Genomic DNA, 13,796 nt, shown 5'->3' on the forward strand with positions numbered 1-13,796 from the left:
CCAAGATGGCAACTGCAAAGGCATCCGCCGGCAAGAAGGTCATTCGCCGCCGGCGTGAACGGAAGAACATCGAGCGTGGCCAGGTCCACATTCGGTCTTCCTTCAACAACACCATGGTAACTGTTACCGATACACAGGGCAACGCGATCTCCTGGGCTTCCTCCGGCGGCCTCGGCTTCCGCGGCAGCAAGAAGTCCACCCCCTTCGCGGCACAGACCGCAGCTGAGACGGCCGCCCGCGCCGCTATGGAGCATGGCCTGAAGACCGTCGAGGTCTTCGTCAAGGGCCCCGGCCAGGGCCGTGAGGCCGCCATCCGGGCGCTGCAGGCCGTGGGCCTGGAAGTGACCATGATCAAGGACGTCACTCCCATCCCCCACAATGGCTGCCGTCCCCCCAAGCGCCGCCGTGTCTGATTTGAAGAGGAGGTAACAAGCAAATGGCTAAGAATATGCAGCCGATCGCCAAGCGCTGCAAGGCTCTGGGCATTTCTCCTGCCGTGATGGGCTATGCGAAGAAGGAGACCAATCGCAACCCCGGCGGCCAGATGAGAAAGAAGAAGAGCGAATACGGCATCCAGCTGAATGAGAAGCAGAAGGTCAAGTTCATCTACGGCATTCTGGAGAAGCAGTTCCACGCCTATTACGAGGCTGCCGCCAAGGCCCCCGGCAAGACCGGCGACAACCTGCTGATCGCTGTGGAGCGCCGCCTGGACAACGTTGTCTATCGCATGGGCTTCGCCATGACCCGCCGTCAGGCCCGTCAGCTGGTGAACCACGCCCACTTCACCGTCAACGGCAAGAAGGTCGACATCCCCTCCTATCAGGTGAAGGCCGGCGATGTGATCGAGGTGGCGGAGAGCAGCCGTTCCTCTGAGATCTTCAAGCGCCTGCTGGGCCAGGACGCCCCCGTGTTCCTGATCCCCGCCTGGATGGAGCGGGAGAAGAACGCCCTGAAGGGCACCGTGACCCGCCTGCCCGCCCGGGAGGACATCGACGTTCCCGTGGAGGAGCACCTCATCGTTGAGTTGTACTCCAAGTAAGCGGAGGATACCCTCAATAATGATAGGAACTGCCGGCGGCGCGCGGCGACGCGCGCCCGCAACAAGAAGATGAAGGAGGGTACTACTGCATGATCGAAATTGAAAAGCCCCAGATTGAGTGCATCGAGACGCCGGGCGACGCCACTTACGGCAAGTATGTGGTGGAACCGCTGGAGCGCGGCTACGGCACCACTCTGGGCAACGCACTCCGCCGGATTATGCTTTCCTCTCTGCCCGGCACGGCCCCGACCACCATCAAGATCGCCGGCGTACAGCACGAGTTCTCCACCATTCCCGGCGTCAAGGAGGACGTGACGGAGATCGTTCTGAACATCAAGGGCCTGCTCACCAAGCTGCACTGCGAGACCACCAAGACGGTCTACATCGAGGCGGTGGGCCCCTGCGAGGTGCGGGCCGGCGACATCAAGGCCGACGGCGAGGTGGAGGTCCTGAATCCCGACATGCACATCGCCACGCTGGACAACGGCGCGACGCTGAACATGGAGATCACCCTGTCCCACGGCCGGGGCTATGTGCCCGCCGACCGGAACAAGCCCCAGCAGAACGTCATCGGCGTGATCGCCGTGGACTCCATCTACACCCCCGTCTACAAGGTCAACTACACGGTGGAGCCCACCCGCGTGGGCGCCTCCAGCGACTTTGACAAGCTGACCCTGGAGGTGTGGACCGACGGGACCATCTCCGCCCGGGACGCGGTGTCCCTGGGCGCCAAGATCCTGTGCGACCACTTCACCCTGTTCACCGATCTCTCTGAGAACGTGGGCAGCAAGCCCACTGTGGTGGAGAAGGCGGAGGCCCAGCGGGACAAGGTGCTGGAGATGACCATCGAGGAGCTGGACCTCTCCGTCCGCAGCTTCAACTGCCTCAAGCGTGCCAACATCAACACCGTGGAGGATCTGATCTCCAAGACGGAGGACGAGATGATGAAGGTCCGCAACCTGGGCCGCAAGTCCCTGGAAGAGGTCATCAACAAGCTGGCGATGATGGGGCTCCATCTGGCTGACGAAGACAACAACAACTGATTTGAGTGCCGGCGGATGCTCCCCCGGCTGACCAAAATCCTATAAGGAGGAAAACCGAAATGCCCGGAACTCGGAAACTTGGCAAGCCCACTGACCAGCGCATGGCGATGCTGCGTCAGCAGGTGACGGATTTCCTGGACAACGGCAAGATGGAGACCACCCTTGCCCGCGCCAAGGAGATCAAGCCTCTGGCTGAGAAGATGATCACCCTCGGCAAGAAGAGCGACCTGGCTGCCTATCGGCAGGCCATGAGCTTCATCACCCGCGAGGATGTCTGCAAGAAGCTGTTCAAGGAGATCGCTCCCAGCTATGCAGAGCGCAACGGCGGCTACACCCGCGTGATCCGCACCGGCGTGCGCCGCGGCGACGCGGCCGAGACCGCCATCATCGAGCTGGTGAAGTAATTTTCCCGATCAAAAAAGCCCTTTGTCATGGGTACCTAGGACCTGTGACAAAGGGCTTTTGATTGTTCTTGCGGCCCACGCGGCAGCGTGATAAAATGGTAAAAAAGGAGGGATGGCCGATGCGGATGGTGCGGTGCTATGCGTGCGGGAAGCGGTACGACTACGACGAGGACGGATTCTGCCCCGGCTGCGGGGCATTCAACCAGCCGGAGCGGACATCCGGACCGCAGGAGCTCCCGAGGCAGAAGGCCCCGGCGGACAGGGCCGCAGGACCTGAGGCCGCGAAAAAGCTGCCCAAGCGGAGATCCGGCGAAAAGAGCGGCCTCCATGCAGGCGTGGAGGAGGGACTGGACATCGCGCTGGAGGCACTGGACTCCGCCGGCGGGCTGGTGGGAAAAGCCGTGGAGGAGATCACGGACTGGTTCGACTGAGAAGGAGCGGGACTCCGGGAGCTTTTGCAGAAGCGGGCGCGGCCCGCTTCTTTTTTCAGATCGGGCAGGGCGGCGATGAAACAGTGAAAATTTAACGGGCGTAATTTTTCCGGCGCCGCACAAACTACCACCGTATGAAAGAGGAGGTGAGGGCGCGATGGGAAGAGGACGCCTGCTGGCCTGCTGCCTGCTGCTGGCCGTGCTGACGGGCTGCGCGCCGGGTGAGCCGGCGGCGCAGCGGACGGACGGGGAGGCGGCGATCCCGGCGGAGAGGCGGATCGCCATCACCTTTGACGACGGCCCCCGGCGGGAGACCACGGAGCGCCTGCTGGACGGCCTTGCGGAGCGGGGCGCCCGGGCCACGTTTTTTCTGATCGGAAAGCAGATCGAGGGCAACGAGGACCTGGCGGAGCGGATGCAGGCGGAGGGCCACCAGATCGGCAGCCATACCTGGAACCACGTGCGGCTGCTGGGGGTCACGGAGGAGACCATCCGGCAGGAGGTGGGCCAGACCGAGGCGGCGCTGGAGTCCCTGCTGGGCGGAGAGGACTACTGGCTCCGCCCGCCCTACGGCGCCGTGGACGCGGCGGACGCGGCGCTGATCGGCGTGCCCATGATCAAGTGGTCCATCGACCCCCGGGACTGGGAGAAGCTGGACGCCGCCCAGGTGACAGAGGCGGTGCTGGAACACGCGGCACCGGACCAGATCATCCTGCTCCACGACATCTACCCCACCTCTGTGGACGCGGCCCTGGCCATCGTGGACGCCCTGCAGGCGGAGGGGTACTGCTTCGTGACGGTGGAGGAGCTGCTGGAAGCCAGCGGCATCCGGCCGGAGGCCGGCGTGCTGTACTGCTCCGGCGAGCCGTAAAAAAGATCCCCGGTGCGCATGCACCGGGGATCTCGTCTTGCGGAAGATCAGCCCTGCAGGATCAGCAGGACCATGGTCAGCACTAGGAAGACCGCACCCACCCACTTGGTGGCGCGGGCCAGCTTGGCGTCCCAGGTCTTGGCCTTGTTGCGGGACAGGAAGGAGTCCGCCACGCCGCCGATGGCGCCGGAGAGTCCGGCACTCTTGCCGGACTGGAACAGGACCACCACGATGATGGCCAGACCGCAGAGCAGCTGCAGGATCGTAATGACAAGCGTTAAAGCGTCCATCAGGATAACCTCCAAAATTTCAGCCATGCAGGGCATGGATCTTGATTTCACAGATGTTAATGATACCATAGTTTGTCCTGCATTTCAAGGGGATTTTGCAAAAAAACAGGCAGATCCCGGGAATCGGCGCAGGCGGAGGCGGTCCCGCAAAAAATCCATAGAATATGGAACAAATGTTTGCTTTTCTGAAGGGAGTGTGATATACTGCAGACAAGAATCTGGCAAAGGTGGGGCGCGTATGCAGGAACTGACAAAGATGCAGCAGAAGATCTACGAATACATTGCCGCCTGTATCCGGGAGCAGGGCTATCCCCCCTCTGTGCGGGAGATCGGAGAGGCCGTCGGGCTGAGGTCGCCCTCTACCGTCCACTTTCATCTCAAGCAGCTGGAGGAGGCCGGCGTGATCGAAAAGGGGGCCGGCAAGGGCCGGGCCATCACGCTGCGGACGGCCCCCAGGCAGGAAAACCAGGTGCCGGTGGTGGGCAACGTGGCGGCCGGCAGCCCGATCCTGGCAGAGGAGTGCATCGAGGACTATCTGACCTTTGACACCGGCGGCCGGACCGGGGAGTATTTTGCCCTGCGGGTCCGGGGAGAGTCCATGCTGAACGCAGGCATCCTGCCGGGCGACCTGGTGGTGGTCCACCGGCAGCCCTCCGCCAATCACGGGGAGATCGTGGTGGCCATGATCGACGACGAGGCCACGGTAAAGCGCCTGGCCCTGAAGGGCGGGCAGGTCTGGCTGATGCCGGAGAACGAGAATTACGCGCCGATCGACGGCACCTATGCCCAGATCCTGGGGAAAGTGGCGGCTGTGGTGCGGCGGTACTGAGCGTCAGGACCGGGGCGGAGGGGCTGCGTGCCCCTCCGCTTTTTATCTGCGGTCCCCGCGGCCTGCGGCCGGCGGCGGGCCCTGCAGGCCCTGCCGCAGCTTTTCCAGCGCCCGCTTTTCGATGCGGGATACATAGGACCGGGAGATGCCGAAGGATGCGGCGATCTCCCGCTGGGTCAGGGGGATGGTGCCGCCCAGCCCGTACCGCAGGCGGATGATCTCCGCCTCACGGGTGGTCAGCTGGTCCCGCACCAGCTGGTGCAGCCGCAGGGCGCTGTCCCGGTCGTGGATGTCGTCCAGCATGGTGTCGTCCACGCCCACCACGTCCATCAGCTGGAGGGCGTTGCCCTCCTTGTCCGTCTCGATGGAGTCGGACAGGGACACCTCGCCCTGGAGCTTCTTCTGGCTGCGGAAGTACATCAGCACCTCATTTTCGATGCAGCGGGCGGCGTAGGTGGCCAGCCGGGCGCCCTTGCCGGGGTCGAAGCTGGTGATGCCCTTGATGAGGCCGATGGTGCCGATGGAGATCAGATCCTCCTGGTCTCCGCTCTGGGTGTAATACTTCTTGATGATATGGGCCACCAGGCGCAGGTTGCGCTCGATGAGGACGTCCCGGGCCTCCTGGTCCCCCTGGGCGTAGCGGCGGAGATATTCCCGCTCCTCTGCGGCGGACAGGGGCTTGGGAAACGAGCCCCCGCCGGACAGGCGGAGAGAGAACAGCAATGTATTGGCGAACAGCAGCAGCGCGGCAGACAACATAAGATCCCTCCCTGCCCCCATTCCTATGCCGCGGGGGGAAGTCCCCATGCCGGGAAAGAGGAGGGACGATCCGAAGGGGAGAGGAGCGTGCCATGGAATATCTGGTCTATATCCTGCGGTGCGGGGACGGATCCCTCTACACCGGGTGCACCAATGACCTGCCCCGCCGCCTGCGGGCCCACCAGAGCGGGCGGGGCGCCAAATACACCCGCAGCCGCCTGCCGGTGGAGCTGATCTACCAGGAGCCGGCGGCAGACCGCTCCGCGGCCCTGCGGCGGGAGGCGGCCATCAAGCGGATGACCCACCGGCAGAAATGGGCGCTGGCGGAGACGTACCGGCGCGCCGCAGCCGCCGGAGGGGAAGAGACGGAGGGATGAGACCGGCATGGCGCTGCCATGCCGGTTTTTCCGGCGAAGGCCCCGCCCGGGAGAAAATGAACAGAACGTAAAAAGCGGGAAAAATGCAAAGAACCCCTACCCATTGCAGAGAAAACGTGCTATCATATACAAGTTGGAGTATGCAATCGGACAGGCGCCTCTGGCGCGGAAGGGAGGAGACTGTGAAGCGGCGGATCTACCGGGGACTGCTGTCCCTGATCGGGCTGTGCCTGCTGCTGGCTGTCAGCGGCTGCGGCTTTTCCTTCTCTCCGGAGGAGCTGTACAGCCTGCCGCAGCTGCCGGCGGAATATACGGAGCTGAACAACTGCATCAATCAGGTGATCGAAAGCGGCGCGGAGTATGCGGCGCCGGTCTCCGGCAGCAACATCCAGTCCGTCCAGCTGGAGGATCTGAACGGAGACGGCGAGGAGGAGGCCGTGGCCTTTTTCCGCAACACCGCAGACGAAAAGCCGCTGAAGATCTATATCTTCACGGCTGAGGAGGAGACGTACCGGCAGACGGCGGTCATCGAGGGGACCGGCACCAGCATCTACAGCATCGCCTATGAGGACCTGGATCAGGACGGATGGAAGGAGCTGCTGGTGGGCTGGCGCGTCAACACAGACCTGCAGGCGCTGTCTGTCTACACCCTGCGGTCCGGGGTGCCGGAGGAGCTGATCCGGGGCACCAATTACGTGCGGTACGCCGTCAACGATCTGAATCAGGACGATCTGTGGGAGCTGGTGGTCTTCCGGGCGGATGCGGAGGGCAACGGCATGGCGGATTACTACTGCTGGGAGGACGGCGCCCTGCAGCTGCGCACCTCGGCCCGCATCACCAGCACCATGGCGGAGCTGAGCCAGCAGGGCCGGGTGAAGAGCGGCACACTGGCGGACAGCAGCCCGGCCCTGTTCGTCACCGGGGTGGAGGAGTCCGCCTGGATGGCCACAGACATCCTGACGGTGAAGAACGGAGAGCTGGTGAACATCCTGCTGTCGGATGTGACCGGCGTGTCCTCGGAGGTGGCGCCCTTCTGCTCCCTGTATCCGGAGGACATCAACGGGGACAACATCACCGAGGTGCCCCGCCCGGTGACGGAACACGGCCGGAACGGCGAAGAGGATGACGGCGCCTGGCGGATCGACTGGTACGCGTTTGCCGGCGACGGAACGGGGACACTGGTGCTGCACACCTATCACAATGTGGAGGACGGATGGTACCTGCGCCTGCAGGAGACCTGGGACGGCCAGGTGGCCGCCGTGCGGTCCACCGGAACGGACGAGAGCGCGGTGACCTTTTCCTACCGGGAAAATGAGGCCGACATCCCGTTCCTGCGGATCACCAAGCTCACGGGACCCAGCCGGGAGATCCGGGCCACCCGGGGCGGACGGATCATCCTCCGCCGCCAGATGGAGACCATCTACACGGCGGAGCTTTTGGAAGCGAATGAGACATGGCGCCACGGCCTGTCGGAGGACGAGCTGCTGGAGGCCTTCAATCTGATCACACAGGAATGGACCACCAGCGACAGCTGAGCATGGAAAGGACGGACATCCAGATGAAAAAAGTATTGGTGCTGGAGGACGAGTCCAGCATCCGCAGCTTTATCGTGATCAACCTGCGCCGGGCGGGATACGACGTCATTGAGGCCGAGACCGGCGAAGAGGCGCTGGAGAAGCTGAAGGAGAATCCCGACACCAAGGTGGCGCTGCTGGACATCATGCTGCCGGGGATCGACGGGTTCGAGGTCTGCCGGCGGATCCGGGCCACCAACTCCAAGATCGGCATCATCATGCTCACCGCCCGCTCCCAGGAGATGGACAAGGTGACGGGGCTGATGACCGGCGCCGACGACTATGTGACGAAGCCCTTCTCCCCGGCGGAGCTCACCGCCCGGGTGGACGCCCTGTTCCGCCGGGCCGGCGGGGAGGAGGTCCCCCAGACCGGGGAGATCCGGCAGGACCCCTTCCTGCTGAACACCCGCAACCGCACCCTGGAGAAGAACGGCCAGCGGATCAAGCTGACCCAGGTGGAGTACTCCATCATGAAGGTGTTCATGGAGAACCCCGGCAAGGCCCTGTCCCGGGAGGAGATCCTGGACATGGTCTGGGGCCGGGACTACTTCGGCGAGCTGAAGATCGTGGATGTGAACATCCGCCGCCTGCGGCTGAAGATCGAGGACAATGTACAAAATCCCACCTACATCACCACGGTGTGGGGCTACGGGTACAAGTGGGGATTCTGAAGACCTGAAGGATGCGCCGGTTCCGGGGAGCCGCGCAGAAAGACCAAGCAGAAGGAGGTGCGGCCCCATGGCGGAGGAAGAACGGGATCGAAAGTGGACGGCCCTGCGCCTGCGGGGCCTGCGGAAGCGGTGGATCGTCAATACCATCCTGCCGGTGCTGGTGCTGCTGGTGCTGCTGGTGACGCTGGTGTCCGCCGGCGTGTCCACCTACTACTACAGCAGCATGGAAAACGGCCTGGTGAAGCAGGTGGAGGCCATGTCCAACGCCTTCAACGACTACTTCATGAACAGCTACGCCGAGTACAACCAGATGGCCACCCAGGCGGTGGACACCTATGAGGACAAAAACCAGATCGAGCTGCAGTTCATCGGCAGCACCGGCCGCATCCAGATGTCCACCTCCGGCCTGACGGCGGGCAGCTCGCCGGGCACCAGCGACATCACCAACGCCATCGCCAATCAGAAGATCGAGCCCTTCCAGGGCCGGGACCCGGAGACGGGGGAGAAGATCCTGGCGGTGTCCGCACCGCTGCTGTTCAACGGCCGGGTGGCCGGCGTCATGCGGCTGGTGACCTCGCTGAAGCTGGTGGACCGGCAGATCGTGCTGGTGGTGTTCATCATCCTGGCGGTGGGCGTCATCTGCATGGCCCTGGTGCTGATCTCCAGCCTGCTGTTCATCAACAACGTGGTGGAGCCGGTGGCGGTGGTGACCGAGGCGGCCAAGCGGATCTCGGCGGGCAGCTACGGCTTCCAGATCGAGAACAAGTACACCGACGAGCTGGGGGAGCTGGTGGACAACATCAACGACATGTCCCTGAAGATCGGCCAGAACGAGAAGATGAAGTCCGAGTTCATCTCCTCCGTGTCCCACGAGCTGCGGACGCCCCTCACCGCCATCAACGGCTGGGGCGAGACCATCCTGGAGGACACCACCGACGACCCCGCCCAGATGCGCCGGGGCATCCGCATCATCCTCAACGAGGCCCGGCGCCTCTCCACCATGGTGGAGGAGCTGCTGGAGTTCTCCAAGATGGAGGACGGCCGCTTCACCCTCCACATGGAGCAGGTGGACCTGCAGGCGGAGTTTGAGGACGCCATCTTCACCTACCGGGAGCTGTTCCGGCAGGAGGGGATCGAGCTGACCTATGAGAGCGGGGACGAGGACCTGCCCCCCATCCCCGGCGACTCCGAGCGGCTGAAGCAGGTGTTCTGCAACGTGCTGGACAACGCCGCCAAGCACGGCGGCGCCGGCAAGCGGATCGACGCCTCCATCAGCCGGGAGGGGGAGTTCGAGGTGGTCCGGGTCCGGGACTACGGCCCCGGCATCCCGGAGGCGGAGCTGCCCTTCATCAAGCAGAAATTCTACAAGGGCTCCTCCAAGGCCCGGGGCAGCGGCATCGGCCTGGCGGTGTGCGACGAGATCGTCGGCCTCCACAACGGCATCTTTACCATCGGCAATGCCGATGGCGGCGGCGCGGTGGTCACCATCTGCCTGCCGGTGAAAGAATGACCCCGCGGAAATCGAACAAATGTTTGATTTTTGCCGCGGAGCATGATATAATCAGCTTGCTGAGCACATTAGAAAGGAATTCCCATGGCAGACGCAAACAAGTCCTGCGCCTTCCGCACCAGCATCGGCGGACAGGCGCTCATTGAAGGTATCCTGATGCGGGGGCCGGAGAAGCAGGCCATCGTGGTCCGGGACCAGAACGGCGAACTGGTGGAAAAGGTGGAGGAGCTGCGGCTCATCAAGGACCGCCATCCCATCCTGGGCTGGCCGTTGATCCGGGGCACCGTCAACTTCCTGTCCTCCATGGTCAACGGCGTGAAGGCCCTGATGTACTCCGCCGACTTCTATCCGGAGGAAGAGGTCTCGGAGCCCTCCAAATTCGAACAGTGGCTGGACCGGACGTTCTCCAACAAAAAGCTGGAGGGGCTGATCGTGGGCTTCTCCGTGCTGCTGGGCATCGGCCTGTCCGTCTTCCTGTTTCTGGTGCTGCCCACCTTCCTCACCGGCGGGCTGCTGCACTTCTTCCCGGATTTCCCCATGTGGGGCCGGAACCTGATCGAGGGCATCCTGAAGGTGGCCATCTTTCTGCTGTATCTGATCTTCTGCTCCAGGCAGAAGGACATCTACCGGGTGTTTCAGTACCACGGTGCGGAGCACAAGACCATCTTCTGCTACGAGGCGGGGCTGCCTCTGACGGTGGAGAACGTGCGCATCCAGCCCCGGCACCATCCCCGGTGCGGCACCAGCTTTCTGTTCGTGGTGATCTTCGTGTCCATTCTGGTGTCCAGCGTGGTGTTCGGCATCTGGCCCATCACCAGCGTCTGGCTGCGGACCCTGGCACACCTGATCCTGCTGCCCCTGGTGGTGGGCATCACCTATGAGTTCAACCGCTGGGTGGGCCGCCACGTGCAGGACAGCCGCCTGGCCAAGATCCTGACGGCCCCGGGCATGTGGATGCAGAACTTCACCACCAACGAGCCGGACGACTCCATGATCGAGTGCGCCATCCGGTCCCTGGAGCTGGTACTGCCCAGCGAAAAAGGGAAAGACGAGTGGTAAATTAGGAATTAGGAATGAGGAATTAGGAATTGATGTGTTCCGCCGCAGGCGGAACGATTTGAATCGGTCCGGCTTTGCCGGACACCACAATTCCTAACTCCTAATTCCTAACTCCTAACTGGGTTTCCCGCCAGAGAAACGATAGCGAGGCGTATTATGGCGACGACATACAACAATTTGTATTTGGATATCCGCCAGCAGCTGCGGAAGGCCGGCATTGAAGAGGCCACGCTGGAGGCCCGGGAGCTGGTGTGCTTCGGCACCAACAAGAGCCGGGAGGATCTGGCCCGGGACGGGGGGCTGTACGCCTCCCCGGAGCTGGAGCGCCGGGTCCGGGACCTGGTGGAGCGGCACCTGGCCGGGGAGCCGGTGGCCTACCTCATCGGCGAGTGGGAGTTCTACGGCCTGCCCCTGGACATCTCCCGGGACGTGCTGATCCCCCGGCCGGACACGGAGGTGCTGGCGGAGCAGGCCATCGGCTACATCAAGACCCTGGGGGAATGCCGGGTGCTGGACCTGTGCGCCGGCAGCGGCTGCGTCGGCCTGGCGGTGGCCGCCCAGGCGCCCCAGGCCCGGGTGGTGCTGGGGGAGTGGTCCGACGGCGCGCTGAAGATCTGCCGCCAGAACATCCGCCGCAACAGCCTGACGGCCCGGGTGGTGCCCATCCAGGCGGACGCCCGGGAAAAGCCGGAGAAGTCCCTGGGGGAGTTCCAGTGCATCGTCTCCAACCCGCCCTACATCCCCCGGGCGGACATCGCGACGCTGGACACCTCCGTCCGAGACTACGAGCCCCATCTGGCCCTGGACGGCGGCGAGGACGGCCTGGACTTTTACCGGAGCATCTCCGAGAAGTGGAAGGCGGCCCTGGCCCCCGGCGGCCGGCTGTACTTCGAGGTGGGCATCGGCCAGGCGGACGCGGTGCTGCGGATCATGCGGGCCCAGGGCTTCGGGGACATCCAGGTGGTGAAGGACCACCACGACATCCCCCGGGTGGTGTTCGGCACGCTGTGTACGGAGATCTGACAATGTTTTTGAGAAATGTGATAGCAGGAGGAGAACACAATGGCGAGAGAGAAAGCGCCGCTGCCCAACGCGGGGCCGGCGGACGATAAGAAGCGGGCCATCGACACGGCCATGGCCCAGATCGAGCGGATGTACGGCAAGGGCTCCATCATGCGCTTCGGCGACAAGGCGGAGCTGAATGTGGACTACATCCCCACGGGCTCCCTGTCCCTGGACGTGGCCCTGGGCATCGGCGGCCTGCCCAAGGGGCGGATCGTGGAGATCTACGGGCCGGAGTCCTCCGGTAAGACCACTCTGGCCCTCCATGTCATCGCCGAGGCCCAGAAGCGGGGCGGCGAGGTGGCTTTCGTGGACGCGGAGCACGCCCTGGATCCCACCTACGCCCGGGCCCTGGGCGTGAAGGTGGAGGATATGCTGATCGCCCAGCCGGACACCGGCGAGCAGGCCCTGGAGATCACCGAGGCCCTGGTCCGCTCCGGCGCCATCGACGTGGTGGTGGTGGACTCCGTGGCGGCCCTGGTGCCCCGGGCGGAGATCGAGGGCGAGATGGGCGACAGCTACGTGGGCCTCCAGGCCCGGCTGATGAGCCAGGCCCTGCGGAAGCTCACCGGCGCCATCGGCAAGACCAACTGCATCGTCATCTTCATCAACCAGCTGCGGGAAAAGGTGGGCATCATGTACGGCAACCCCGAGGTGACCACCGGCGGCCGGGCGCTGAAGTTCTACGCCTCCGTCCGCATCGACGTGCGCCGGATCGAGGCGCTGAAGAACGGCTCCGAGATCGTGGGCAACCGGACCCGGGCCAAGGTGGTGAAGAACAAGGTGGCGCCCCCCTTCCGGGAGGCGGAGTTCGACATCATGTACGGCGAGGGCATCTCCCACTTCGGCGAGCTCATCGACCTGGGCGTGAAGCTGGAGCTGGTGCAGAAGTCCGGCTCCTGGTTCTCCATCGGGGAGACCCGCATCGGCCAGGGCCGGGACGCCGCCAAGCGGTACCTCCAGGAGAACCCGGAGGTGGCGGACAAGCTGGAGGCGGACATCCGCAAGAACTTCGACAAGCTGATGAGCAACCAGGCCCGCATCGCCGCCAAGGCGGCCGGCCGGGCGGTGGACGTGAGCGCCGACGACTTCGACGATGCGGATTGAGCGCATCCAGGCGTCTCCCCACAAAAAGGGCCGGGTGCTGGTGTTTCTGGAGGACGGCGCCTGCCTGAAGATCACGGAGCAGGAGCTGCTGGACTTCGGCCTGCGGCCGGGAGACGACCTGGACGCCCGGCGCCTGGGCCAGCTGAAGGAGGCCGCCGGGGTCTCCAACGTGAAGGCCGCGGCGGCGGACCTCATCGGCAAGCGGGCCATGAGCCGCCATGACCTGGAGCGGAAGCTCCAGGAGAAGGGGGCCAGCCAGGCGGAGGCCCGCTACGCCGCCGAGTGGCTGGAGGCCATCGGCGCCCTCAACGACGCGGACTACGCGGCGATCCTGGTGCGGCACTGCGCGGGGCTGGGCTACGGCCCCGCCCGCATCCGGGAGAAGCTGCGGGAGAAGGGCGTGCCCCGGGAGCTGTGGGACGAGGCCCTGGACCAGGCGGGCGACAGCGCGGAGCAGATCGACCGGTTCCTGGCCGCCAAGCTCCGGGGACGGACCCCGGAGGAGGCGGAGAAGCGGCGGCTCACCAGCGCGCTGCTCCGCAGGGGATTCTCCTGGGGAGATATCCGGGAGGCGTGGGGGCGCCTGGGGGCGGAGATACCGGAGGAATGACGCCCCTGGCGGGGGGGCGTCTGCTCCCGCAGGGGGCTGTTCCCACAGGGGTGCGCCCCCCATTCTCTTTTTGGTCTTGCCCAAAAAGAGAATGCGCCGCGCCCGGTGGAAGAGAAAAAGGCGCTAAGCGCGCTCCGGTGCAGTGGCCCTCCGCGCGCGA

The 13,796-nt window shown here is 64.4% G+C and carries 17 protein-coding genes; 15 read left to right on the forward strand and 2 right to left on the reverse strand.

The features are described from left to right. Window positions 1–5: 5 nt before the first annotated feature. The 6 genes from rpsK to H9X91_RS12095 all read left to right on the forward strand — a co-directional run bounded on the left by rpsK (window position 6) and on the right by H9X91_RS12095 (window position 3,788). The gene (rpsK, locus tag H9X91_RS12070; RefSeq protein ID WP_021749642.1) at window positions 6–413 is read left to right on the forward strand and encodes a 30S ribosomal protein S11; all 408 of its coding nucleotides are present in this window, start codon (window positions 6–8) and stop codon (window positions 411–413) included. Window positions 414–436: 23 nt separating this feature from the next. Then, on the forward strand, window positions 437–1,039 hold the full coding sequence (gene rpsD / locus H9X91_RS12075; protein ID WP_204805367.1) for a 30S ribosomal protein S4: 603 nt from the start codon (window positions 437–439) through the stop codon (window positions 1,037–1,039). Window positions 1,040–1,128: 89 nt separating this feature from the next. After that, a complete protein-coding gene (locus H9X91_RS12080; RefSeq protein WP_204805369.1) occupies window positions 1,129–2,082 on the forward strand; it encodes a DNA-directed RNA polymerase subunit alpha in 954 nt (317 codons plus the stop codon). Window positions 2,083–2,141: 59 nt separating this feature from the next. After that, window positions 2,142–2,486, forward strand: coding sequence for a 50S ribosomal protein L17 (rplQ, locus tag H9X91_RS12085; RefSeq protein WP_021749639.1), 345 nt, complete (start codon window positions 2,142–2,144; stop codon window positions 2,484–2,486). A gap of 119 nt (window positions 2,487–2,605) precedes the next feature. Then, a complete protein-coding gene (locus tag H9X91_RS12090; RefSeq protein ID WP_204805371.1) occupies window positions 2,606–2,917 on the forward strand; it encodes a hypothetical protein in 312 nt (103 codons plus the stop codon). Window positions 2,918–3,074: 157 nt separating this feature from the next. Next, window positions 3,075–3,788 (forward strand): polysaccharide deacetylase family protein, encoded by a 714-nt coding sequence (locus H9X91_RS12095; RefSeq protein WP_204805373.1) that lies wholly within the window; start codon window positions 3,075–3,077, stop codon window positions 3,786–3,788. Between the two features lie 47 nt (window positions 3,789–3,835). Here H9X91_RS12095 and secG read toward each other — a convergent pair whose 3' ends face one another. Further along, window positions 3,836–4,078, reverse strand: a complete 243-nt coding sequence (secG, locus tag H9X91_RS12100; protein ID WP_204805375.1) for a preprotein translocase subunit SecG — start codon at window positions 4,076–4,078, stop codon at window positions 3,836–3,838. Between the two features lie 238 nt (window positions 4,079–4,316). Between secG and lexA the strand changes: the two genes are divergently transcribed. Then, window positions 4,317–4,907: a transcriptional repressor LexA gene (gene lexA / locus H9X91_RS12105; RefSeq protein ID WP_204805376.1), complete on the forward strand. Its 591-nt coding sequence runs from the start codon at window positions 4,317–4,319 to the stop codon at window positions 4,905–4,907. Window positions 4,908–4,949: 42 nt separating this feature from the next. On the opposite strand, the gene sigK is transcribed toward lexA, so the two are convergent. Then, window positions 4,950–5,666 (reverse strand): RNA polymerase sporulation sigma factor SigK, encoded by a 717-nt coding sequence (gene sigK / locus H9X91_RS12110; protein WP_204805377.1) that lies wholly within the window; start codon window positions 5,664–5,666, stop codon window positions 4,950–4,952. A 92-nt stretch (window positions 5,667–5,758) separates the two neighbouring features. Between sigK and H9X91_RS12115 the strand changes: the two genes are divergently transcribed. The 8 genes from H9X91_RS12115 to H9X91_RS12150 all read left to right on the forward strand — a co-directional run bounded on the left by H9X91_RS12115 (window position 5,759) and on the right by H9X91_RS12150 (window position 13,636). Next, complete coding sequence (locus H9X91_RS12115) at window positions 5,759–6,043, forward strand: GIY-YIG nuclease family protein (RefSeq protein ID WP_204805378.1); 285 nt, start codon at window positions 5,759–5,761, stop codon at window positions 6,041–6,043. A 182-nt stretch (window positions 6,044–6,225) separates the two neighbouring features. After that, window positions 6,226–7,578, forward strand: coding sequence for an FG-GAP repeat domain-containing protein (locus H9X91_RS12120; RefSeq protein ID WP_338111982.1), 1,353 nt, complete (start codon window positions 6,226–6,228; stop codon window positions 7,576–7,578). A gap of 23 nt (window positions 7,579–7,601) precedes the next feature. Next, window positions 7,602–8,288, forward strand: coding sequence for a response regulator transcription factor (locus H9X91_RS12125; RefSeq protein WP_204805380.1), 687 nt, complete (start codon window positions 7,602–7,604; stop codon window positions 8,286–8,288). 67 nt (window positions 8,289–8,355) lie between these two features. Continuing rightward, window positions 8,356–9,798, forward strand: coding sequence for a sensor histidine kinase (locus tag H9X91_RS12130; RefSeq protein WP_204805381.1), 1,443 nt, complete (start codon window positions 8,356–8,358; stop codon window positions 9,796–9,798). An 84-nt stretch (window positions 9,799–9,882) separates the two neighbouring features. Next, entirely contained in the window at window positions 9,883–10,857 is a 975-nt protein-coding gene (locus H9X91_RS12135; RefSeq protein WP_204805383.1) for a DUF1385 domain-containing protein, read from the forward strand. Window positions 10,858–11,013: 156 nt separating this feature from the next. Further along, the gene (prmC, locus tag H9X91_RS12140) at window positions 11,014–11,880 is read left to right on the forward strand and encodes a peptide chain release factor N(5)-glutamine methyltransferase (protein ID WP_204805384.1); all 867 of its coding nucleotides are present in this window, start codon (window positions 11,014–11,016) and stop codon (window positions 11,878–11,880) included. Window positions 11,881–11,919: 39 nt separating this feature from the next. Next, on the forward strand, window positions 11,920–13,026 hold the full coding sequence (recA, locus tag H9X91_RS12145; protein WP_204805385.1) for a recombinase RecA: 1,107 nt from the start codon (window positions 11,920–11,922) through the stop codon (window positions 13,024–13,026). Next, window positions 13,016–13,636 carry a regulatory protein RecX gene (locus H9X91_RS12150; protein WP_204805386.1) on the forward strand — a complete coding sequence of 207 codons (621 nt, stop codon included), beginning with the start codon at window positions 13,016–13,018 and terminating at the stop codon, window positions 13,634–13,636. Before recA ends, H9X91_RS12150 begins: the two co-directional genes overlap by 11 nt. Window positions 13,637–13,796: the final 160 nt, after the last annotated feature.

The sequence above is a fragment of the Oscillibacter valericigenes genome, from assembly GCF_016902445.1.
GTDB lineage: Bacteria > Bacillota > Clostridia > Oscillospirales > Oscillospiraceae > Oscillibacter > Oscillibacter avistercoris.